A 21,560-nucleotide genomic window follows, 5' to 3' on the forward strand; every position below is an offset into this window, starting at 1 on the left:
ACGGATCGGAGCGGGCTGAGAGGCGCCGCCTAGGCTGGGGAGCATGCTCCCCGCCGTGGTCCTGCCCCCGCTCGACGACCTGCTCGCGCACGCGCACGTCGTCGCCCTGCCGATGCGGGTGCGCTTCCGCGGCGTCGACGTGCGCGAGTCGGTGCTCCTGCGCGGCCCGGCGGGGTGGGGGGAGTTCGGCCCGTTCCCCGAGTACGGGGACGCCGAGGCGGGCGCCTGGCTCCGCGCCGCGGTCGACGCCGCGTGGCACGGCTTCCCGGCGCCCCGGCGCACGCGCATCCCCGTCAACGCGACCGTGCCCGCCGTGCCGGCGGCCCGGGTCCGGGAGGTCCTCGCCGGTTTCGGGGGCGGGGTGCGTGCCGTGAAGATCAAGGTCGCCGAGCGCGGCCAGGGGCCGGGGGACGACGACGCCCGGGTCGCGGCCGTGCGGGCCCTGCTGCCGGAGGCCGAGCTGCGGGTGGACGCCAACGGCGGGTGGGACGTGCCCACGGCCCTCGCGGCCCTGGAACGGCTCGGGCGGCACGGGCTCGCGTACGCGGAGCAGCCCGTGCCCACGATCGAGGGCCTCGCCGCCGTCCGGGAGGGCCTCGCCGACCGGGGCGTGGCGGTGCTGGTGGCCGCGGACGAGTCCGTGCGCAAGGAGGACGACCCCCTGGCGGTGGCCCGGGCGGGCGCCGCCGACCTGCTCGTGGTCAAGGCAGCTCCGCTGGGCGGGGTGCGCCGCGCCCTGGACGTGGTCGCCCAGGCCGGCCTGCCGGCGGTGGTCAGCTCCGCCCTGGACACCTCCGTGGGCATCCGGGCGGGTCTCGCGCTCGCCGCCGCCCTGCCCGAGCTCCCGTACGCCTGCGGGCTCGGGACGGTGTCCCTCATGCGGGCGGACGTCCTGCGGGAGCCGCTGCGGCCGGTGGGCGGGATGCTCGAGCTGCGGGACGCGGTCCCGGACCCCGAGCTGCTGGCGCGCCACGCCGTGCCCGCCGACCGGCGCCGGTGGTGGCTGGAGCGGCTGCGCCGCGTGCACGCCCTGGCCGGGGTCGGGCCTCACGCCTGAGCCGCGACCCCCAGGACCTCGGCCCGGAGCCGGTCCAGGTCCACCGGCTCGCCCTCGTGCAGCCCGTGGCCCCGGACCCAGGCCCGGGCGGCGCGCCACACGTCGTCGCAGCCGAGCTCCATGTCGGGGTGGGCGGCGCCGATCCGGGTCTGGGCCGTGTGCTCGGGGTCGTCGCCCGTGAAGGAGAAGACCGCCACGGGGCTGCAGGCGAGCCCCACCACCCCGCGGACGGAGGCGATGATCCGTCCGTGCAGGCAGTCCCCGGGGTGGAGGTCCCACGCGCGGTGGACGCTCAGGCAGTCCACGGCCGCACGCCGGTACCCGTGCGCGCCGTGCTCGTGCGGAACGTTCCCCCCGTGCTCCCGCGGGGACAGCAGTCCCCCCTCTGGTTCGGTGTGCATCGCGCGCCTCCTCCGCCGGTGTCCCGGCCGGCTCCGCCGCCGCGGCGGCACGGCCCGTGGGCGGATCGAGCAGAAGGAGGGGGGTCTTCCGGACGTTCCCGGTCACGGTCCGGGGCGCTGGACGGATGGGACGGCCTGACGCCTCGAGCATCCCAGAACCGGGACGGCCGCGGAATCCGCCGGCGCATTGTTTCTTTGAGTGAACTCGGCCCGGGACGGACCCGCTGATCAGGGGCGGATGGGTCCCCGGCCGGTCACTGCCCGTTCACCTGCGGTTCGCACGGCCGCCCCCGGGGCCTCACCGGGCGGTGGTGCAGTGGCGGAGCACCCGTTCCCCGACCGCGGTCCGCCGCGGGCCCCGTCCCCTGGGAGAGCCATGACCGACACCGCCAAGCGCACCGTCCTGCCCCTGCTCGGCCACACGCGCGGCAAGCGCAGCCCCGTCACGTGCCAGCTCAAGTGCGGCAGCGCCTGCGCCGGACCGGAGTGCAACACCTCCGGCAACGGCTACTTCCGCGACATCGCGAGCGCGGCGCTGTCCCGCCGCTCCGCCCTGGGCCTGGGCGCCGCGGCGGCCGTGACCGTCGGCGTCGTCGGCGCCACCCCGGAGGCCGCCCAGGCCCACGGCCGCGGACGCTCCGGGCTGTCCTTCGCGCCCATCGCCCCCGTGCCGAACACCGTGGACGACCTCACGGTCCCCGAGGGCTTCGACTGGTCCCCGATCATCCGCTGGGGCGACCCCCTGTTCGAGGACTCCCCGGAGTTCGACCCCCTCCGGCAGACCCCGGAGTCCCAGGCGGCCCAGTTCGGCTACAACAGCGACTACCTGGACATCCTCCAGGACCGCGGCGGGCGCAGCGGAGTGCTCGTGAACAACCACGAGTACACCAACGAGAACCTCATGTTCCCCGCCGAGCAGCAGGACGACCTCCAGCGGGTGGCCCGGGTGGCCATGGCCGCCCACGGCATGTCCGTCGTGGAGATCGCCCGCACCGGCCCCGGCCGGCCCTGGACCTACGTCCGCGGCGGAGCCCGCAACCGGCGCATCACCCTGAGCACGCCCTTCGCCGTGGACGGCCCGGCCGCCGGCTCCGCGCTGCTGAGGACGCAGGACGACCCGACCGGCACCGTGGTCCTCGGCACGCAGAACAACTGCGCCGGCGGCACCACCCCGTGGGGCACCGTCCTGTCCGGCGAGGAGAACTTCAACCAGTACTTCAAGGGCAACGGCTCCGCCGAGCAGAAGCGCTACGGGATCGCCGCCGAGGCCCCGAGCCGGCGCTGGCACGAGGTGGACCCCCGCTTCGACTCGACCCTGCCGGGCTACGAGAACGAGCCGAACCGGTTCGGCTGGGTCGTGGAGCTCGACCCCCAGGACCCCGCCTCGACCCCGGTCAAGCACACCGCACTGGGCCGCTTCAAGCACGAGGGCGCCAACGTGCGCGTGGCCGAGGACGGCACCGTGGTGGCCTACTCCGGCGACGACGAGCGCTTCGACTACCTCTACAAGTTCGTCTCCGCCCAGAAGTACGTCGAGGGCGACCGCGCCCACAACATGACGCTGCTCTCCGAGGGCAACCTGTACGTCGCGAAGTTCACCGGGGACACCGCGGCCGAGATCGACGGCTCCGGCCGGCTGCCCTCCGACGGCGCGTTCGACGGCTCCGGCGAGTGGCTGCCCCTGGTGGTGGACGGGGAGTCGGCCGTGGCCGGCATGTCCGTGGAGGAGGTCCTGGTGTTCACCCGCCTGGCAGCGGACCAGGTCGGCGCCACCAAGATGGACCGCCCCGAGGACGTCGAGCCCTCCCCGCACACCGGCAAGGTCTACGTGGCGCTGACCAACAACACCGACCGCGGCACCCCGGGCAAGGCCGGCCCGGACGAGGCCAACCCGCGCACCCAGAACCGCGACGGGCACGTCATCGAGATCACGGAGCGCCACCACCGTGCCGACGCCACCGAGTTCGGCTGGAACATCCTCCTCGTCGCCGGGGACCCGGCGAAGAACGCCTCCACCTACTTCTCCGGCTACCCGGTGGAGAAGGTCTCCCCGATCTCCTGCCCGGACAACCTGGCCTTCGACTCGGAGGGCAACCTGTGGATCTCCACGGACGGCGCCCCGGGGACCATCGGCTACAACGACGGACTGTTCAAGGTGGGACTGTCCGGGCGCGAGCGCGGCAACGTCGAGCAGTTCCTCGCCGTGCCGCAGGACGCCGAGACCTGCGGGCCCGTGATCCACGACCGCGAGCGCATGGTCTACGTGGCCGTGCAGCACCCGGGCGAGGACGGCTCCTTCGAGGAGCCCCGCTCCTACTTCCCGGACTACGTGGTGGAGACCCGCCAGGGTGAGGGCGAGTGGTCGCTGCCGCGGCCGTCCGTGGCCCAGGTCTTCGCCGTGGACCGGGCCGGGGAGCCCGAGTTCCCCGGTGCGATCCACGACCGGCCGGGCCACGGCCGCAACCAGCACAAGCGGCGCAAGAACGGCGAGCGCGGGCCCCGCTACCGCGGCTACAAGGGCAAGGCCACCGCGGAGACGAAGGCGGCCGCGAGGACCGCGTCCCGCTCCTACTGAGCCCCGCCTCCGGAGGCGTCCGGAGCCCACCGGTCCCCGGCCCGCCCCGCGGCGGGCCGGGGACCGCTGCGTTCCCGGACTACCCTGGTCTCCTGTGACCACACCCTCTCTCGACACCGCCCGCACCGTCCTGGAGGAGCTCGTCGCCGCCGGGATGCGGCACCTCGTCGTAGCCCCCGGCTCCCGGTCCGCGCCGCTGGCCTACGCCGCGGCGGCCGCCCAGGCCGCCGGGGCCCTCGAGGTCCACGTGCGGGTGGACGAGCGGAGCGCGGCGTTCACCGCCCTCGGCATCGCACGGGCCACCGGCCGGCCGGCCGGGGTGCTCACCACCTCGGGCACGGCCGTGGGCAACCTGCTCCCCGCGGTGCTGGAGGCCGACCACGCCGAGGTGCCCCTCGTGGTGCTCTCCGCCGACCGCCCGCCGGAGCTGCGGGGCACCGGCGCCAACCAGACCACCCGCCAGCCGGGGATCTTCGGCGACCACGTGCGCGCCGCCGTGGACCTCCTCCCGGACGACGACGTGCCCGCCCGGCTGGAGGAGGTCCTCGCCGCCCTGGCCGGCCGTGGACCGCAGGGGCCCCGGCCGGCGGGACCGGTCCACCTCAACGTGGCCCTGCGCGAGCCGCTGCACCCCGCGCCGGAGGACGGCCCGGTGCTCGCGGCCCGGGCCCGGCTGCTGGCCGCCCGGACGGGGGCACGGCCGGACCCGGGGCCGGCCGCGGTGGCGGCCGGCCCGGTCGCGGTCCCGCCGCCGGACGCCGGGACGGCGCGCTCCGTCGTCGTCGCCGGGGACGGCGCCGGACCGGACGCGGCACGCTTCGCCGAGGCGTGCGGGCTGCCGCTGCTCGCGGAGCCCTCCTCGAACGCGCGGAGCGGCCCGCACGCCGTGGGGGCCTACCGGCTGCTGCTGGACTCCCCGCTGGGCCGGCGGATCGAGCGGGTCCTGCTCGTGGGCCGGCCCACGCTCTCCCGCCCGGTCGGGGCCCTGCTCGCACGGGAGGGCGTCGCCACCGCAGCCGTGCGGCCGGCACCCGTGGCCTGGTACGAGCCCGGGCGGCGCCGTGAGCGGGTGCTCACGAGCTGGGCCGAGGCGGCCGCCTTCACCGGCCGCGGCGCCCCCGGCTGGGCGCAGGCCTGGCGGGAGGCGGGCGCCGCCGCGGACGGCGCCGTCGCCGGGCTGCTCGCCGCCGAGCCGCCGGGCCGGGCCACGGGCCCGGCCGTGGCCGCCGCGGTGTGGGAGGCCTGCCGGCGGGACGGGGCCGTGCTGCTGGCTGGCTCCTCCAACCCCGTGCGCGACCTCGACCTGGCCGCCCGGCCCGGCCCGGGCTCCCCGCTCGTGCTCGCCAACCGGGGGCTCGCCGGGATCGACGGGACGGTGGCCACGGCCGCCGGCGCGGCGCTCGGCGGGGACCGGCCGGTCCGCGCCCTCCTGGGCGACCTGACGTTCCTGCACGACGTCTCGTCCCTGCTGCTGGGCCCGGGCGAGCGCGAGCCCGACCTCCAGCTCGTGGTCCTCAACGACGGCGGCGGGGGGATCTTCACGACCCTGGAGCACGGCGTGCTGGGGGAGCAGGAGGAGTACCGGGCGGTCGTGGAGCGGTTCTTCGGCACCCCGCACGAGGCCCGGCTCGACGCGCTGTGCGCCGGCTACGGCGTGGCCCACCGGCGTGCGGCCGGCGTCGCCGAGCTCGAGCAGGCGCTCGCCGCGCCCGTGCGGGGGCGCTCGGTCCTGGAGGTCGTGGTGGACCGGCGCGGGCTGCGGGACCTCCACGCGCGGATCCGGGCCGCCGTCGCCCGGGCCGCCGCGGAGGCCGCCGCGCAGGACATGGCTCAGGACACCGCGCAGGACACGGCTCCGGACAACGGTGCGGGAGGCCGCACCGGCCGCTGAGGGGTCTCGAGGTGCGCCGGGTGCCCTGCGCCGGCCGGCGCCCCGGGGCCGGGGACGCGGGCGGGCCCCGCCCCCCGGCGAGGGGGGACGGGGCCCGGAGGCGGTGCCGCGGGGGTCAGCCGCGCACGGTGGGCGCCTCCTGCTCGGCGGGCGCCTGCGGGTGCCCGGCGAGCTCCTCCACCCGGTGCTCGGCCTCCTCCAGCCCGCGCTGGTGGGGCACCACGAGGGTGACCAGCGCACCGAGCAGGGCCACGCCGGCGAAGACGTAGAACGCCTGGGGGCCGCCGAAGCCGGCCGCGGCGAGCCAGCCGCCGATGATCGGGCCGAAGATGCCGCCGAACCGGCCCATGCTCGCGCAGAACGCCACGCCGGCGGCCCGGGCGTTGGTGGTGTAGTAGTTCGACTGGAACCCGTAGACCAGGACCTGGGTGCCGATGGTGCCCACGCCGGCCACGGCGATGAAGAGGAACAGCAGCGGCAGCGGGAAGCTGAAGGTCATCAGGACCAGGGCGATCGCGGCCAGCGCGAAGGTCGTGGCGATCATCCGCTGCGGGCCGGTGCGGTCCGCGAGGCGGGAGGCCAGCAGACCGCCGACCAGGGCGGAGCCGTTGAGCACGAGGACGAAGTAGAGCGGGCTGATGCTGTGGCCGTAGCCGTTCATGATGACGGCGAGCCAGGTGTTCAGTCCGTAGGTGAGCAGCAGGCCGCAGAAGGACATGAAGCCCAGCAGGATCGAGGCCAGGGCGAACTGCCTGGAGAACACGGCCGCGTAGCCGGTCCTGCGCGGTGCGGCCCCCACCGTCTGGATGACCTGCTCCTCGATCAGCGGGACGCCGGTCCGGAGGGCGACGGCCTCGGCCCGCTCGGTCTCGCCGCGGGTGAGCAGCCAGCGCGGGGACTCGGGGAGCTTCCACAGCATGAGCGGGACGAGCAGGAGGAGGGGGAGGGCCCCGATCATGAAGAGCCCGCGCCAGCTCAGGTCGGCGAGGAAGGCGATGCCCACGAGGGCGGCGAAGACGCCGCCGGCGGGGATGCCGGAGTAGACGATGCCGTTGTAGAACTGGCGGCGGCCGGCGGGGGCGAACTCGGCCATGGTGGCGCCGGCGGTGGTGATCACGAGGCCGAGGCCGATGCCTGTGAGGAAGCGCATCGCGCCGAAGGCCAGCACGCTGGTGGTGAGCGCGGTGACGAACATGCCCACGGAGAACCAGGCGACACCGGTGATCAGCAGCCGGCGGCGGCCGAAGAAGTCGCCGATGGCCCCGCAGACGAGCGAGCCGATGAGCACGCCGATGAGGGCGTAGGAGCCCACCAGGCCGGCGACGGCCGGCTCCAGGGTCCCGATCTGGGTGGGGTCGGCGAGCAGGCCCGGCAGGACCACGCCGTAGATGACGAGGTCGTAGCCGTCGAAGAGCAGGGCGAGGCAGATGATGAACGCCACGAAGCGGGCGGTCCTCTGCTCGAGCAGCGGGTTCTCCGCGATGATGGTGTGTGGTTGGGTCATGTTCCCCGGGACCTCTCTGGGCAGCGCGTGGACAAGGCGGGAAGCGGGGGAGACCGGCGGTGCGTCCCCTGGCTGCGTCCAGCCTGGCAGAGCTGTGATCCGGGTCATATGAGGCAAAGACCCAGGGATCCACCAGGGGGTGATTCACATGTCGGAGGTATTGATGTCCTCGATCGGGTCTGTTGCGGATATGAGTCCGGGCCCGTCGTCCGCAGACGACGGGCCCGGACCGCGCCGGGTCACTGCTCCGGGGCCTGCACCTGCGTGGGGTTGAGCACGCGGGAGAGGAACGCCTGGGTGCGGGGCTCGCGGGGGTGGCGGATCACCTCGGCGGCGGGGCCCTCCTCGACGACCACCCCGCCGTCCATGAACACCACCTTGTCGGCGACGTCGCGGGCGAACTCCATCTCGTGGGTGACCACGAGCATGGTCATGCCCTCGGCGGCGAGGTTGCGCATGATGGCCAGGACGTCGCCCACCGTCTCGGGGTCGAGGGCGGAGGTCGGCTCGTCGAAGAGCATGAGGGACGGGTCCATCGACAGGGCCCGGGCGATGGCCACGCGCTGCTGCTGCCCGCCGGAGAGCTGGTCGGGGTAGTTGTCCGCCTTCTCGGCCAGGCCCACGCGCTCCAGGTTGCCGCGGGCGATCCGCTCGGCCTCGGCGCGGTCCCGCTTGAGCACCTTGAGCTGGGCCACGGTGCAGTTCTCGAGCACGTTCAGGTGCGGGAAGAGGTTGAACTGCTGGAAGACCATGCCCACGTGCCGGCGCATCCGGTCGACGTCGGCCTCGGGGTCGGTGACCTCGAAGTCGCCGATCGTGATCCGCCCCTGCTGGGGGGTCTCGAGCAGGTTGACGCAGCGCAGCAGCGTGGACTTGCCGGAGCCGGAGGGGCCGATGAGGCAGACCACCTGGCCGGCGCCGACGCTGAGGGAGATGCCCTTGAGGACCTCGAGGGAGCCGTAGGACTTGTGCAGGCCCTCGACGACGACGGAGGCCGCGTCCGCGAGGCCGTCGGCGCCGCCGGGCCCGGACCGGGGAGTGGGGGAGGATGCAGTGCTCACAGTCAGGCTCCTAGGACTTCTTCATGCGGTCGGTCTTGGACTCGAAGCGGCGGGTCAGGATGCCCAGGGGCACCGTGATGATGAGGTAGCAGACACCCGCCACCACCAGCGGCGTGAGCCCCGCCCCGGCACCGGAGATGGCCTCGCGGCCGTATTTGGTGAGCTCGTACTGGCCCACGCCCATGCCCAGCAGGTAGACCAGCGACGAGTCCTTGGTCAGCAGGATCACCTCGTTGGTCAGCGGGGGCAGCACGATCCGCAGCGCCTGTGGGATGACGATCGTGACCATGGCCCGGGCGTGGGACATGCCCAGGGAGCGCGCGGCCTCGTACTGGCCCTTCGGCACGGCCTGCAGACCCGCCCGCAGGGACTCCGCGATGTAGGCGGCGGCCACGAGGCCCAGGGCGATCATCACCGTGACGTAGTGGTTGAAGCGGAAGCCGAAGGCCAGCGGGATGCCGTAGCCGAAGGCGAGGAAGACCAGCAGGGCGGGCACGCCGCGGAAGAACTCGATGTAGATCGTGGCCAGCCACCGGTAGGGCGCCACGGACGAGAGCTTCATGAGCGCGAGCACCACACCGCCGGTGAGGCCGACCACGAAGCCGAGGAGCGTGTAGATGAGCGTGTTCTTCAGCGCGACCACGATGATGCCGGGGAACTGCTGGGCCGCGATGGCCGGGTTGAACACCTTCTCGACCAGCAGCGGCCAGTCGGCGACCGCGATGAGGGCGAGGACGACGAGGATCAGGACGGCGTACTGGACGCCGCGGGAGAGCCGTGCTCTCTGGTGCATGGTCATGGCCATGGGTTGGTCCGTTCTGGGTGGTACGGGTGGGACGGTGACGGGGCCGGCGTCCCGGGTGCGGGTCGCCGGCCCCGGGTCAGTTCTCCTGGACGGGGATCCACGTCTCGACGATCTTCTCGAGCGTGCCGTCCTCCTCGATGCGGTCCAGGGTGGCGTCGACCGCGCCGAGCATCGCCTCGTCGCCCTTCGCCACGGCCACGCCGAGCTGGTCGTCGAGGTCGGCGGTCTCCTGCACCACGAAGTCCGGGTCGTCCTGGGCGTGCTGGGCGATCGCCGTGACGTCGTCGAGCACCGCGTCCACGCTCCCGGTGCTGAGCCCGGTGAACAGCGTGGTGGCGTCCTCGAACTGGACGGCGTTGAGGCCGAGCTCCCGGGCCTGGGTCTCGCCGACCGTGCCCTGCATGACCCCGACCCGCACCTGCTCCTCGCGGGCGGCGTCGATGGAGTCGACCCCGTCCTCCCCGTCGGTCACGAGGCCGACCTCGTTGTCGTAGTAGGGGTCGGAGAAGTCCATCACCGTCCGCCGCTCCTCGGTGATGGACAGGGCGGAGATCGCGACGTCGCACTGGTCGGTCTCGAGGGCCGCGCCGGACTGGATCGACTCGAAGGCGAGCGTGACGTTCTTCATCTCCACGCCGAGGTCCTCGGCGATCTCCCGGCCGAGGTCCATGTCGAGACCGACCATCTCGCCGCCCTCCTCCATCTCGAACGGCGGGTAGTTGGACTCCGAGCACACGGTGAGGAACCCGGGCTCCACCAGGGCCACGGCCGAGGACGCGGTGGCCCCCGCGGTCTCCCCGCCGCCGTCCGCGGCCTCCCCGGAGGGGCTCTCGGACGTGCAGGCGGTCAGGGCGAGGGCGGCGATCGCGGACAGCGCCGCCAGCGCGTGCGCGCGGGACGGGCGGGTCGTCGGACGGGGCATGCGGGGTTCCTCCGGTGGGAGCAGTGGTCGTCGGCGCGGACGGGCCGGGCGCGGGCCCGGCCCTGCGGGGCGGTGGCCCCGCGCGTGTTCGGGCACCAGGATACGGTGCGAGCCCGGCTCCGGCTCAGCCGGCGGACAGGCCCGGGGCGGGCACGAGGCGCTCCGGGGCCCCGGCGGCCCGCTGCCCCAGGGCCTGGAGCATCGGCCGCAGCTTCGCCCAGGTCTCGGCCAGCTCGGACTCGGGGTCGGAGGCGGCCACGATGCCGCACCCGGCGTAGAGCCGCACCGTGCGCTCGTCCTCCTGCACCGCGCCGCGCAGGGCGATGCCCCAGTCCCCGTTGCCGGCCGCGTCGAGCCAGCCGACCGGGCCGGCGTAGAGTCCCCGGTCCATCTGCTCCAGCTCCGGGATCGCGGCGGCGGCCACCGCCGTGGGCGTCCCGCACACCGCGGCGGTGGGGTGCAGGGCCTCGGCGAGCTCGAGGGAGGACGGCGGGTCCCCGGCCGGGCCCGGGCGCAGCGCGGCGGTGACGTCCGAGGCGAGGTGCCACACGTTGGGCAGCTCGAGGATGAACGGCTCCGGGGAGGTCGTGACGGCGTCGGTGTAGGGGGCCAGCGACGCCTCGAGGGAGTCGATCGCGAACCCGTGCTCGTGCTGCTGCTTCTCGGACTCGCCGAGCACCCGCGCGGCGTACTCGTGCGGGTCCTCGTCCGGGGGCGCGGCGTCCCGGTCCAGGGTGCCGGCGAGGACCCGGGCGTGGGCCACGCCGTCGAGGACCCGCACCAGCATCTCGGGGGTGGCCCCCATGAGCCGGCCCGCGCCCGCGGGGTCCCCGCCGAGGCCCACGCAGTACGTCCAGCACTGCTCGTAGCGCCGGGCGAGGTCCCGCACCACGGCCACGGCATCGAGCGGGGCGTCCGTGCGCGCCACGACGTCCCGGGCCAGGACCAGCTTCTCCATCCGGCCGGAGCGGATGCGCTCGACGCCCTCGCGCACCGCCTCCGTCCACTCGTGCTCGCCCAGGGTCCCGGAGGACAGCCGGACCACGGCCGGCGCCGCGGGCGGCCCGCTCGCGGCGGGCGGGCGCCCGGGGGCGGAGCCGATCCGGCGCAGCCAGGCGGCCGCGACGTCGTCGGCGCCCAGCGCGAAGGGGGTCCCGGGGGCCACGGCCACCACGAGGGTCGCCCACGCGACGTCGCCCCGGCGGCCCACGAGCAGCTCCGGGACCACGAGCCCGGAGTCCACGGCGGAGGCGGTCGCGAACGTGAACGCGCCGAAGGCGGTCAGCCCGGTCCCGGGCACTCCCACGCGGTCCTCGATCACGGCCGCGCCGACCAGGTCGTCCCACCACACGCGGGCCGCCGTGAACCGGTCCGCGCCGCGCACCGTGTGCTCGGCGGCCCGGCCCCAGGCCACGAGTCCGCGCCCGTCCACCGTCCAGGTGAGCAGCTCCGGTCCGGCGAGCAGGTCCCGCAGGTCCGGGGCGGCTGCGGGGTCCGCGCCCAGCGCGGACAGCGGCACCGTCAGGGCGTGCAGCACGGGGACCGGCGGGGCGGCTGCGGGGTCGGCGGCGGGGGCGGTGGGAGACATCGCCCCCCAGTCTAGGCCGACCGCCGGACAGCCCCCGGTCCCGCTCCCGCGGGCGGGGCCGCCGGGAGGGCGTCCGGGGCGGGCGCCGGGGGAGGGGCCCGGGCGGGGGCGTCGGAGCGAGGTGCGACAATGACCGGGTGAACCGAGCAGACCTGTCCAAGCAGCCGCACGAAGTCTCCGCCATGTTCGACGACGTGGCGCCCCGCTACGACCTCGTCAACGACATCCTCTCGCTGGGGCGGACCCGCGGCTGGCGCAGGGTCGTCGCGGAGGCCGTCGGCGCCGTCCCGGGGGAGAAGGTCCTCGACCTCGCCGCCGGGACCGGGACCTCGTCCGAGCCGTACGCGGACGCAGGCGTCGACGTCGTGGCCGCGGACCTCTCGCTCGGGATGCTCGAGGTGGGCCGCGCCCGCCGCCCGGACATCGAGTTCGTGCAGGCCGACGCCACCCGGCTGCCGTTCGCGGACGCGTCCTTCGACGCCGTGACCATCTCCTTCGGGCTGCGCAACATCCAGGACTACCGCCGCGCGCTCGCCGAGATGCTGCGGGTCGCCCGGCCGGGCGGGCGGCTCGTGATCTGCGAGTTCTCGACCCCCACGGCCGCCCCGCTGCGCACCGTCTACACGGAGTACCTCATGAAGGCGCTGCCGGGGATCGCCGCGCGCGCGGCGTCCAACCCGGAGGCCTACCGGTACCTCGCGGAGTCCATCGCGGCGTGGCCGGACCAGGAGGACCTCGCCGCCGAGATCCTCGCGGCCGGCTGGACCGGCGTGCAGTACCGCAACCTCACCGGCGGCATCGTGGCCGTGCACCGGGCCGTCAAGCCCGCCGCGGACGCCCCCGCCCGATGAGGGCCCTCGTCCTCGGCGGCGGCCCCGCCGGCGCCACGGCCGGGTACTGGCTCGCGGCGCACGGGATCGAGGTCACCGTCCTGGAGAAGACCGCGTTCCCGCGGGAGAAGGTCTGCGGCGACGGGCTGACCCCGCGCGCCGTGCGCGAGATGCGGCTCATGGGCCTCCCGCACGGGCCCGAGCTCGGCTACGCCCGCAACCGGGGGCTGCGGCTCGTGGCCCGCGAGCGCAGCGTCGAGGTGCCGTGGCCCGAGCTGAGCGACTTCCCGCCCTACGGGCTCGTGCGCACCCGGCTGGGCTTCGACGAGCACCTGGCCGGGCACGCCCGCGCCGCCGGGGCCCGGGTGCTCGAGCGCCGGGCCGTGACCGGGGTGCTCCGCGACGGCTCCGGCCGGGTCGTCGGCGCCCGCGCCAACGTCCTCGACGCCGCCGGGCGGCGCACCGGCGAGACCGAGGAGCACCGGGCGGACGTCGTGCTCGCGGCCGACGGCAACTCCTCCCGCACCGCGGTGTCCGCCGGGCTGCACAAGCGGGACGACCGCCCGATGGGGGTGGCGGTGCGCGCCTACTTCGAGTCCCCGCGCTCGGACCTGGACTGGATGGAGGGCTGGCTCGAGCTCACCGACGGCACCGACCCGCAGCGGGCGCTGCTGCCGGGCTACGGCTGGGTCTTCGGCGTCGGGGACGGCACCGCCAACGTGGGACTCGGGATCCTGGACACCTCCCCGGCGTTCGGGGACCTGGACTACCGGAAGGTGCTCGCGGACTGGACCGCGTCCATGCCCGCCGAGTGGACGTTCGACGAGGAGCACCGCCGCGGCCGCGTGCTCGGCGCGGCCCTGCCGATGGCGTTCAACCGCACGCCGCACCACGTCCCGGGGATGCTGCTGCTGGGCGACGCCGCGGGCCTCGTCTCCCCGTTCAACGGGGAGGGCATCTCCAACGCGATGGAGTCCGCCCGCTACGCCGCCGAGCACGTCGTGGCGGCCGCGGCCGCCAACGGCCCCGCCCAGCGGGAGCTCGTGCTCGCCGGCTACCCCGACCGGGTCCGGCAGGAGTGGGGCGCGCACTTCACCCAGGGCCGGGTCCTGGCCCAGCTCATCGGCAGCCCCGCCGTGATGAAGGCGGCCGTGCGCACCGGCATGGCCGTGCCCGCCCTGATGCGCTTCGTGGTCCGGGTCATGACGGAGCTCTCCGACCGCCCCGCCGCCACGTGGGAGGACCGGGTGGTCTCCCTCCTGGACGCCCTGACGCCCGCGACCGGCAACACCCGCCCCCCGAAAACTCGCTAGAGTGGTGGACCGTGACTGAATCCTCCTCCCCGAGCGCCGACGGCCCCGCCGCAGGTCTCGGCACCGATCAGGTGAGGCTGCCCGCCGGCTTCGACCTCATCGCGTCCGACGACCGGCTGGGCCCGGTCGTGCTCGGGTCGCTGGCCCGGATCGAGGAGCGGCTCGACGAGGCGGTGCGCAGCGCCGACCACCTGGCCGACGTCACCTCCCGCCACCTGCTCCAGGCCGGGGGCAAGCGCGTGCGGCCCCTGCTGACCGTGCTGGCCGGGGAGATCGGCGGCGGCATCAACGACGCCGTCCTCGAGTCCGCGGCCGTCGTGGAGCTCACGCACCTGGCGACCCTCTACCACGACGACGTCATGGACTCCGCGCCGCTGCGCCGCGGCGTCGCGACCGCGCAGACCGTGTGGGGCAACTCGGTGGCCATCCTCACCGGCGACCTCATCTTCGCCCGCGCCTCCTCGATGGTCTCCGAGCTCGGCCAGCGGGCCCTCAAGATCCAGGCGGACACGTTCGAGCGGCTCGTGCTCGGCCAGCTGCACGAGACGGTCGGCCCCCGCGAGGGGCAGGACCCGCTGGAGCACTACCTCGACGTCCTCTCGGGCAAGACCGGCTCCCTCATCGCGGCGTGCGGGCACTTCGGCGCGGTCCTGGCCGGGGCCGACCAGGACGTCGTGGACGTCATGGTCGAGTACGGGGAGAAGGTCGGCATCGCCTTCCAGCTCGCCGACGACGTGATCGACGTGACCGGCGAGGACGAGGTCTCCGGGAAGTCCCCCGGCACCGACCTGCGCGAGGGGGTGCCCACCCTGCCGGTGCTCATCCTGCGCCGGATGGCAGGGGAGGGCGACGCCGACGCGGTGCGCGCCCTCGAGCACCTCGACTCCGACCTCACCTCGGACGAGGCCCTGGCCCGGGCCGTGGCCGCGGTCTCGGGGCACCGGGCCACCGAGGAGGCGTGGCGGATCGCCCGGCAGTGGGCCGACGAGGCCATCGCGTCGCTGGAGCCGCTGCCGGACACGGTGGCCAAGCGCGCGCTCGTGGCGTTCGCGCACGCCGTCGTCCACCGCGAGGCCTGAGCGAGCTCCGCACCGTACGTCACGGGCCGTGGCGCCAGGTGTGGTTCCCGCGGTCCCACGGGCTAGCCTGTAGCCGTCCGCAGACCACTTCCCGCACCCGAGGACGACCATGACCCCTCAGTCCCCACCCGGCCGTGCCGCCGCGCCACGCGAGGCGTTCTCCAGCCGCACCGTCTTCATCCTGGCCGCGATCGGCTCCGCCGTCGGCCTCGGCAACATCTGGCGCTTCCCCTACATCGCCTACGAGAACGGCGGCGGGGCGTTCCTGATCCCGTACCTCGTCGCGCTGCTGACGGCCGGTCTGCCGCTGCTGATGCTCGAGTACGGCATCGGCCACCGCTTCCGCGCCTCGGCGCCGCTGGCCTACCGCCGCCTGCACCCCAAGACCGAGTGGATCGGCTGGTGGCAGATGGGCATCAGCTTCGTGATCGCCGTGTACTACGCCGTCATCCTCGGCTGGGCGATGCTCTACACGTTCTTCTCGTTCAGCAAGGCCTGGGGCGAGGACCCCGGCACGTTCTTCCTCGCGGACGTCCTGCAGACCTCCGACGAGGTGACCGTCGCGTTCGACTTCGTCCCCAGCGTCCTGGGCACCACCGCCGTGGCCTGGGTGGCGCTGCTGGTGGTCCTGCTGCTGGGCGTGCAGAAGGGCATCGGCCGGGTCAACCTCGTGCTCATCCCGCTGCTGGTGCTGATGTTCCTCGTGATCGTCGTCATCGCCCTGACGTTGCCCGGTGCAACGGACGGCCTGAACGCGCTGTTCACCCCGGACTGGGCCGCACTGGGCAACAGCGCCGTGTGGGTCGCCGCCTACGGCCAGATCTTCTTCTCGCTCTCGGTCGGCTTCGGCATCATGATCACCTACTCGTCCTACCTCAAGCCCAAGACGGACCTCACCAGCTCCGGTCTCGTGGTGGGCTTCGGCAACTCCAGCTTCGAGATCCTCGCCGGCATCGGCGTCTTCGCGGCACTGGGCTTCATGGCCGGGGTCGCCGGGGTGGGCGTCGACGAGGTCGCCACCTCGGGCATCGGCCTCGCGTTCATCGCGTTCCCGACGATCATCTCCCAGGCGCCCCTCGGCACCCTCATCGGGGTGCTGTTCTTCGCGTCGCTGACCTTCGCCGGGTTCACCTCGCTCGTGTCCATCGTCGAGGTCGTCGTCGCGGCGGTCCAGGACAAGCTCGGCCTGCGCCGGCGCACCGCCGTGGTGGCTGTCGTGGTGCCCATGGCGCTGATCTCCCTGGCCCTGTTCACGACCACCACGGGGCTGAACCTGCTCGACGTCACGGACAACTTCGTCAACCAGTTCGGCATCGTCGCCGCGGCACTCGTGTCCGTGATGCTCCTGACGGCCGGCTTCTCCGCGCTGCCGACCCTGCGGGACCACCTCAACTCGGTGTCCTCCTTCAAGCTGGGGCGCACCTGGATGGTCGTGGCCGGCGGGCTCACCCCGATCGTGCTGGGCTACATCCTCATCGACACGCTCACCACCACCGTGGCGGAGGGCTACGGCGAGATGCCCACCTGGTTCGTCAACACGTTCGGCTGGGGCATGGCGCTCGGGCTCATCGTGATCGCCTACGTGCTCTCGAAGCTCCCGTGGCCAGGAGCCTCCCGGGCGAACGAGCTCAGCCCGTCCCCCGCGATCCTGGACGCCTTCACGGACCGGAACCGGATGGAGGGGGACCGGCACCTCTCCCACTGGTCGGACACCGCCCTGCGCACCCCGGCCCTCGACCAGGACTTCTCCTACCGCGCCCTCGCCGAGGGCACGGCCGGGTCCACGGGCCGGCACGCGGAGGCCCCCGCCGCGGGGACCGGCACGGCGCCCTGGAGCTCCGGCACCACGTCCAGCACCACCGGATCCCAGGAGGACCCCCGATGACCACTCCCGCCATCATCATGCTCATCGTGGCCGTGTGCACGGTGTGGGGCGGCTTCATCGCCGCCGTGCTCCACCTGCGGCGCACCCCCGAGGTCCCGGACAACGACCAGGGCTTCGGCGGCGACGACTACGTCCGCACCACCTGACCCCGTCCCGCACCCCCGGGACCAGCAGGAGGGCTCCCGGCGCCGCGCGGCGCCGGGAGCCCTCCTGCGCGTGGTGCTCAGGCGCGGCGCGCCCGCGGGGCGCGCACCGCGTCCAGCACGAGGAGCAGCACCGCGAGCCACACGAAGCAGAAGCTGACCCAGCGCTCCAGGGGCATCTGCTCGCCGAACACGAGCACGGCCAGCAGGAACTGCCCGATGGGCGCCACGTACTGGATCATGCCCACGGTGCTCAGCGGCAGGCGGGTCGCGGCGACCCCGAACAGGATCAGCGGCACGGCCGTGATCACGCCCGAGGACAGCATCAGCAGGAGGTGGCCGGTGCCCTCGCTGCCCAGGGTCAGCCTGCCGTCCGCCCCGAGCAGCGCCACGACGATCGCGGCCACCGGGGTCAGCGCCATCGTCTCCACGGTCAGCGTCACGATCGCCGGGTAGGACCCGCCCATCCGGTTCTTCACGAGGCCGTAGAAGCCGAAGGAGAAGGCCAGGCCCAGCGAGAGCCACGGCACCCGCCCGTAGAAGACGGCCATGACCACGACCGCCACGAACCCGATCCCCACGGCCGTCCACTGCAGGGCCCGCATCCGCTCCCGCAGCACCAGCACGCCGAGCAGGATGGCCACGAGGGGGTTGATGAAGTAGCCGAGGGAGGCCTCCAGGGTGTTCCCCGTGGTCGTGGCGACCGTGTAGAGCCACCAGTTGGCCCCGATCAGCAGGCCGGCCACGGCCAGGGTCCCGAGGGTGCGCGGAGCGCGCAGCGCCCGGCCCAGGGGGTGCAGCTGCCCGGTGAGCGCCAGCAGCGCCAGGCAGAAGACCAGCGAGAAGAGCACGCGCATCGCCACGATCTCCACCGGCGTGGCCGGCTCCAGGGCCACGAAGTACAGCGGGAGCAGGCCCCAGATCCCGTAGGCGGCGAATCCGGAGAGCACACCGGCCCGGGTCCTCGACTGCTCGTCGGGATCCGGGCCGGGTGCGGTGTTGTAGGCGGTCACGCTCGAGGGTACCGCCGGGGGTCAGAGGCCGAAGAATCGGCTGAAGAAGCCCTTCTTCCGCTCGCCCTGCTCCTCCTCGGCGGTCTCCTCGCCCTCCACCACGGGCTCCGTCCCGGCGCTGCCCGGGACACCGGGGCCGGCCACGACCTCGCGCTCGACCTCGCGCTCCACCTGCGGCTCCGCGGCGGGCTCCCGGTGCTGCGCGGCGGCGGGCTCGGGCACCTCCTCGCGGGCCGGGCGGACGGGCTCGGGGCCGGGCACCACCGTGGTGCTCACGCGGCCCGGGCGCACCTCCCGGTCCGAGGGCTCCTGGTCGAACGGGAGGTCGGCCTCGGCGGCACCGGCGTGCGCGGCGGCCGGCTCCTCGGCCGGCCGGGGCTCCTCGGCCGGCTCGGGCCGGACGTGCTCCGTCTCGACGAAGTCGGGCACCTCGATCGGCTCGGGCTGCTCCCGGGGTGCCTCCTCGGGCACCGGGGTCTCCGCGGGAGCCGCCGGGGCCGCGGCGCGGTGCGGCTCGGCCTCCTGCCGGGCGGCCGTGGCCTCGGCGGCGGCACGGTCCTCGCGCAGGGTGGCGGCGCGCTCCTGGGCGTCCGCGGCCAGGTCCACTAGGATCTCGGGGCCCACGGACGGCTCGGCGGGCTCGACACCGGAGATCTGGTGGTCGTCGAACCAGAACCGCTGCGCGCCGTCCCGCACGGTCACCACGCACGTGGCCTCGGTGTCCCACTCGATGTGGGCGCCGCGCAGCTTGGCGTAGGAGTCCACGGCGAGGTTGTGGTCCACCGCGGTGTCCGTGGTCAGCGCCTCGGCGATGACCCGCATCATCCGCTCCACGGTGAGCTCGGGGAGCTCGAACTCGGGTCCGTCCAGCAGCAGCCACGCGGTGACGCCGCCGCCCGCTCCCGCGGGGTAGTGCGCGTACACGCCCGTCACGGCCTTGGCCGCCAGCGTCAGCCGGCGGGCGAGGCCCTCCGCCACGGGCAGCTCGTCGGTGGACAGCTCGTCCACGCCCAGCCGCTCCCCGGCCTCGCGGGCCTGGACCGCGGCGGAGACCACCGCGGCCGGGAAGTGGCCCAGCTCCTGCCAGGACCAGATCCAGGAGCCGCGGGAGGCGGACTCGGTGCCCAGCAGATAGGGCGTCAGGGTCACGGGGGGCTCGGTCTGCAGGGTGAACGCCGGCGCGGAGAAGTCGACGTCCCACCCGGCGCCCTGGGTCAGCTCGGCCAGCCTGGCCTGGTACTCGGTGGAGATGAAGATCGACTCGTCGATCAGTTCCTGCAGCGTTTTCGTCATGCGTCCAGGCTAGCAACCCTCGCGGGTGCGGGAGCGTCACGGCGGGCGCCGCCCGGTGCGTCGGCGGGGGCGCCGGACGGCCGCTCCGCCCGCGGCGGCCGGGGACCGCTTGGGTAGGGTGGGGCGAGACCTCTGGGGCCCCGCAGGTGCCGCGCCCGGCCCCGCGCCCGTCCCGTGACCACCACGATCCGAGCAGGCCCCCTCGCGGGCCGGGAACGAGCCACCGCATGAGCGAGACCCCCGACACCCCGACCCCCGGGCCGGCCCGGCAGGAGCTGCTGAACACGATCGGCTCGTGGGTGCTCTCCGTGCTGCGCACGGAGCCGGGATGGGACCGGATGGTCGTGGACCTCAAGGTCCAGGGCGGGCGCGTGCACCTGCGCGTGCGCGAGCAGCGGGGCGACGAGGTGGTGCCCGGCACCGCCGGGCCCATCAAGGAGGACAGCGCCGTCATCCCCGCCGTCGAGCAGCTGCGGGAGAACGTCCACGTCCCGGGGCGCGGGACGTGGTTCACGGCCACGGTCGTGATCCTCGCCGAGGGCTGGCCCGAGCCGACCCACCGGATCGGAGGGACCTACGACCTCGACGGCGAGCCCCGCCAATGGGGGACGGAGGGGCCGTTCACGGCCCAGGACGTCCTGGCGCACCTCGAGCGCTTCCCCCGCACCCGCGCCCGGATCCCCGCGTGGGCCCTCGAGCTCGCCCGGCGGGACGGCGTCGAGCTGCCCGTCCTCGCCCCGGGCGCCGAGCAGCAGGCCGACCCCGAGGGAGTCGTCAACCCCCTGGTGCGGGCGGCCGTCGACCGGTTCGTGGGCGCCCCCGACAACAAGGCGATGATCGAGGTCGTCCGGCAGTGCATGGCGGGCTCCCTGCTGCTGGACGTCACGGCCAGCGACCTCGTGGCGGGCCCGGGCGGGGAGGCCGTGGGCCCGGAGTCCACCCTGCGCGTCCAGACCCTGGGGGAGCCCGACGGCACGCGGTCCCTCGCCGCCTACACCTCGGCGGCGGAGGCCCAGGCCATGTTCGACCGCCACCACCCGGACGGCGGCAAGCCCGTGCTGCTGCGCGAGTCCGCCGTGAAGGTCCTGAAGATGCTCGCCGACGACCCGCAGCACGACCACCTGGTCATCGACCCGGCCCACCGCGGCTGCCGGATCAGCCGCCCCCAGGTGGAGTGGGCGATGCGGGCGCCGCGCAACGACGCCGTGAAGGCCGCGATGCTCGAGAACAACATGTCGCAGCTGCTCGCCGGGCTCCTGGCCCCGGACGCGGTGCTGCTGCTCGGCGCGCGCGTGCAGGACGGGCGCGCCGTGCCGGTCTACGCGAAGCCGCAGGAGGAGGGCGCCGCGCCGGACACCCTCCTGCTGTTCACGTCCGCGCCCGAGGTCGCCGTGCTGGACACCACCCTGGAGGTCCGCTCCGCGCCGGCCCGGCAGGCGCTGCGCTTCGCCCTCGACGCCGGGGCGCGGAAGGTCAGCATCAACGCGCACCCCCCGGTGGCCACGCTGACCGCCGATCAGCTCCGGGAGCTCCTGGCCCTCGTGGAGAAGGAGCCGGGGCAGGCAGGGGGCGCCGAGGCCGGGCCGGGTCCGGCCGGGGACGGCACCGGGCGGAGCTGAGTCCCGGCGGGCGTCAGCCCGCGGCGGGGAGGGGCTGCTCTGCGGAGGGCTGCTCCGGGGCGGCCTGCGCGGGGGAGGCCCCGGCCGCGAGGCAGTCGGCGCAGATGCCCTGGTAGACGACGTCGGCGGTGAGCAGCTGCATGCCGTGGTGCTCGGAGGGCGTGAGGCACGGGGCGTGGCCGACGGCGCAGTCGACGTCGGCCACCGTTCCGCAGCGCACACAGTACGCGTGGTGGTGGTTGTCACCGGTGCGGGTCTCGTACCGGGCCGGGGACGCGGGCGGCTCGAACTTGCGGAGCATGCCGACGGCCGTGAGGTCGGAGAGGACCACGTAGACGGACTGCAGGGTGATCGCCGGCAGCACCGTGCGGACGTCCGCGAGGACCTCGTCGGCGGTGGAGTGCGGGCGGCGGTCCACCGCGTCGAGGACGGCCAGCCGCTGCTTGGTGACCCGGCGGCCGTGGGAGCGCAACAGGTCCGACCACGCGGCGACCCGGGCGGTGTCCGGTGCGGGGCGTTCCGTTGTCTGCATCCTTCTACCGTAGCGTTATCACGATGGACTCACAATAGCGGGACGCATC

At 74.5% G+C, this 21,560-nt stretch carries 18 protein-coding genes; 9 read left to right on the plus strand and 9 right to left on the minus strand.

Annotated elements, in window-relative coordinates:
• Window positions 1–43 precede the first annotated feature (43 nt).
• Window positions 44–1,057, plus strand: coding sequence for an o-succinylbenzoate synthase (locus tag EQG70_RS05350; RefSeq protein WP_109268146.1), 1,014 nt, complete (start codon window positions 44–46; stop codon window positions 1,055–1,057).
• On the opposite strand, the gene EQG70_RS05355 is transcribed toward EQG70_RS05350, so the two are convergent.
• A complete protein-coding gene (locus EQG70_RS05355; protein WP_109268145.1) occupies window positions 1,048–1,458 on the minus strand; it encodes a hypothetical protein in 411 nt (136 codons plus the stop codon). The two genes, EQG70_RS05350 and EQG70_RS05355, sit on opposite strands and share 10 nt — an antisense overlap.
• A gap of 376 nt (window positions 1,459–1,834) precedes the next feature.
• On the opposite strand from EQG70_RS05355, the gene EQG70_RS05360 reads away from it, so the two are divergent.
• Together EQG70_RS05360 and menD are read left to right on the plus strand one after the other, a co-directional pair.
• Window positions 1,835–4,033: a PhoX family protein gene (locus tag EQG70_RS05360; RefSeq protein ID WP_095651836.1), complete on the plus strand. Its 2,199-nt coding sequence runs from the start codon at window positions 1,835–1,837 to the stop codon at window positions 4,031–4,033.
• Between the two features lie 94 nt (window positions 4,034–4,127).
• Window positions 4,128–5,924: a 2-succinyl-5-enolpyruvyl-6-hydroxy-3-cyclohexene-1-carboxylic-acid synthase gene (gene menD, locus EQG70_RS05365; protein ID WP_109268144.1), complete on the plus strand. Its 1,797-nt coding sequence runs from the start codon at window positions 4,128–4,130 to the stop codon at window positions 5,922–5,924.
• Window positions 5,925–6,039: 115 nt separating this feature from the next.
• On the opposite strand, the gene EQG70_RS05370 is transcribed toward menD, so the two are convergent.
• The 5 genes from EQG70_RS05370 to EQG70_RS05390 form a co-directional block, all read right to left on the minus strand.
• Window positions 6,040–7,428: an MFS transporter gene (locus EQG70_RS05370; protein ID WP_109268143.1), complete on the minus strand. Its 1,389-nt coding sequence runs from the start codon at window positions 7,426–7,428 to the stop codon at window positions 6,040–6,042.
• Window positions 7,429–7,667: 239 nt separating this feature from the next.
• Window positions 7,668–8,489 (minus strand): amino acid ABC transporter ATP-binding protein, encoded by an 822-nt coding sequence (locus tag EQG70_RS05375; protein ID WP_017832451.1) that lies wholly within the window; start codon window positions 8,487–8,489, stop codon window positions 7,668–7,670.
• Window positions 8,490–8,499: 10 nt separating this feature from the next.
• Window positions 8,500–9,294, minus strand: a complete 795-nt coding sequence (locus EQG70_RS05380; RefSeq protein ID WP_035924981.1) for an amino acid ABC transporter permease — start codon at window positions 9,292–9,294, stop codon at window positions 8,500–8,502.
• A gap of 76 nt (window positions 9,295–9,370) precedes the next feature.
• Entirely contained in the window at window positions 9,371–10,216 is an 846-nt protein-coding gene (locus EQG70_RS05385; RefSeq protein WP_017832449.1) for an ABC transporter substrate-binding protein, read from the minus strand.
• A gap of 124 nt (window positions 10,217–10,340) precedes the next feature.
• Entirely contained in the window at window positions 10,341–11,804 is a 1,464-nt protein-coding gene (locus tag EQG70_RS05390; protein WP_017832448.1) for an isochorismate synthase, read from the minus strand.
• A gap of 137 nt (window positions 11,805–11,941) precedes the next feature.
• Here EQG70_RS05390 and EQG70_RS05395 point away from each other — a divergent pair, with 137 nt between their 5' ends.
• The 5 genes from EQG70_RS05395 to EQG70_RS05415 all read left to right on the plus strand — a co-directional run bounded on the left by EQG70_RS05395 (window position 11,942) and on the right by EQG70_RS05415 (window position 17,057).
• Complete coding sequence (locus tag EQG70_RS05395; RefSeq protein ID WP_081615708.1) at window positions 11,942–12,655, plus strand: demethylmenaquinone methyltransferase; 714 nt, start codon at window positions 11,942–11,944, stop codon at window positions 12,653–12,655.
• Window positions 12,652–13,947, plus strand: a complete 1,296-nt coding sequence (locus EQG70_RS05400; protein WP_035924977.1) for a geranylgeranyl reductase family protein — start codon at window positions 12,652–12,654, stop codon at window positions 13,945–13,947. The genes EQG70_RS05395 and EQG70_RS05400 overlap by 4 nt, the downstream gene beginning before the upstream one ends.
• Window positions 13,948–13,958: 11 nt before the next feature.
• The gene (locus EQG70_RS05405) at window positions 13,959–15,026 is read left to right on the plus strand and encodes a polyprenyl synthetase family protein (RefSeq protein ID WP_043738630.1); all 1,068 of its coding nucleotides are present in this window, start codon (window positions 13,959–13,961) and stop codon (window positions 15,024–15,026) included.
• Window positions 15,027–15,135: 109 nt separating this feature from the next.
• A complete protein-coding gene (locus EQG70_RS05410; RefSeq protein ID WP_017832444.1) occupies window positions 15,136–16,911 on the plus strand; it encodes a sodium-dependent transporter in 1,776 nt (591 codons plus the stop codon).
• Window positions 16,908–17,057, plus strand: coding sequence for a methionine/alanine import family NSS transporter small subunit (locus EQG70_RS05415; RefSeq protein ID WP_017832443.1), 150 nt, complete (start codon window positions 16,908–16,910; stop codon window positions 17,055–17,057). The genes EQG70_RS05410 and EQG70_RS05415 overlap by 4 nt, the downstream gene beginning before the upstream one ends.
• Before the next feature lie 77 nt (window positions 17,058–17,134).
• On the opposite strand, the gene rarD is transcribed toward EQG70_RS05415, so the two are convergent.
• Both rarD and EQG70_RS05425 read right to left on the minus strand, forming a co-directional pair.
• On the minus strand, window positions 17,135–18,067 hold the full coding sequence (gene rarD, locus EQG70_RS05420) for an EamA family transporter RarD (RefSeq protein WP_109268142.1): 933 nt from the start codon (window positions 18,065–18,067) through the stop codon (window positions 17,135–17,137).
• A gap of 21 nt (window positions 18,068–18,088) precedes the next feature.
• On the minus strand, window positions 18,089–19,360 hold the full coding sequence (locus EQG70_RS05425; RefSeq protein ID WP_017832441.1) for a DUF6882 domain-containing protein: 1,272 nt from the start codon (window positions 19,358–19,360) through the stop codon (window positions 18,089–18,091).
• Window positions 19,361–19,587: 227 nt separating this feature from the next.
• On the opposite strand from EQG70_RS05425, the gene EQG70_RS05430 reads away from it, so the two are divergent.
• The gene (locus tag EQG70_RS05430) at window positions 19,588–20,979 is read left to right on the plus strand and encodes an SseB family protein (RefSeq protein WP_109268141.1); all 1,392 of its coding nucleotides are present in this window, start codon (window positions 19,588–19,590) and stop codon (window positions 20,977–20,979) included.
• 13 nt (window positions 20,980–20,992) lie between these two features.
• Here EQG70_RS05430 and EQG70_RS05435 read toward each other — a convergent pair whose 3' ends face one another.
• Window positions 20,993–21,511 (minus strand): Fur family transcriptional regulator, encoded by a 519-nt coding sequence (locus EQG70_RS05435; RefSeq protein ID WP_109268140.1) that lies wholly within the window; start codon window positions 21,509–21,511, stop codon window positions 20,993–20,995.
• Window positions 21,512–21,560: the final 49 nt, after the last annotated feature.

This window comes from Kocuria rosea (assembly GCF_006094695.1).
Taxonomy (GTDB): domain Bacteria; phylum Actinomycetota; class Actinomycetes; order Actinomycetales; family Micrococcaceae; genus Kocuria; species Kocuria rosea.

Bases quoted from the DNA above. Each gene is read 5' to 3' on its own strand.
- EQG70_RS05430 (WP_109268141.1), top strand. From the start codon at position 19,588: ATGAGCGAGACCCCCGACACCCCGACCCCCGGGCCGGCCCGGCAGGAG.
- EQG70_RS05415 (WP_017832443.1), top strand. From the start codon at position 16,908: ATGACCACTCCCGCCATCATCATGCTCATCGTGGCCGTGTGCACGGTG.
- EQG70_RS05355 (WP_109268145.1), bottom strand. From the start codon at position 1,458: ATGCACACCGAACCAGAGGGGGGACTGCTGTCCCCGCGGGAGCACGGG.
- EQG70_RS05400 (WP_035924977.1), top strand. From the start codon at position 12,652: ATGAGGGCCCTCGTCCTCGGCGGCGGCCCCGCCGGCGCCACGGCCGGG.
- EQG70_RS05370 (WP_109268143.1), bottom strand. From the start codon at position 7,428: ATGACCCAACCACACACCATCATCGCGGAGAACCCGCTGCTCGAGCAG.
- EQG70_RS05350 (WP_109268146.1), top strand. From the start codon at position 44: ATGCTCCCCGCCGTGGTCCTGCCCCCGCTCGACGACCTGCTCGCGCAC.
- EQG70_RS05390 (WP_017832448.1), bottom strand. From the start codon at position 11,804: ATGTCTCCCACCGCCCCCGCCGCCGACCCCGCAGCCGCCCCGCCGGTC.
- EQG70_RS05435 (WP_109268140.1), bottom strand. From the start codon at position 21,511: ATGCAGACAACGGAACGCCCCGCACCGGACACCGCCCGGGTCGCCGCG.
- EQG70_RS05360 (WP_095651836.1), top strand. From the start codon at position 1,835: ATGACCGACACCGCCAAGCGCACCGTCCTGCCCCTGCTCGGCCACACG.
- EQG70_RS05425 (WP_017832441.1), bottom strand. From the start codon at position 19,360: ATGACGAAAACGCTGCAGGAACTGATCGACGAGTCGATCTTCATCTCC.
- EQG70_RS05380 (WP_035924981.1), bottom strand. From the start codon at position 9,294: ATGGCCATGACCATGCACCAGAGAGCACGGCTCTCCCGCGGCGTCCAG.
- EQG70_RS05385 (WP_017832449.1), bottom strand. From the start codon at position 10,216: ATGCCCCGTCCGACGACCCGCCCGTCCCGCGCGCACGCGCTGGCGGCG.
- EQG70_RS05410 (WP_017832444.1), top strand. From the start codon at position 15,136: ATGACCCCTCAGTCCCCACCCGGCCGTGCCGCCGCGCCACGCGAGGCG.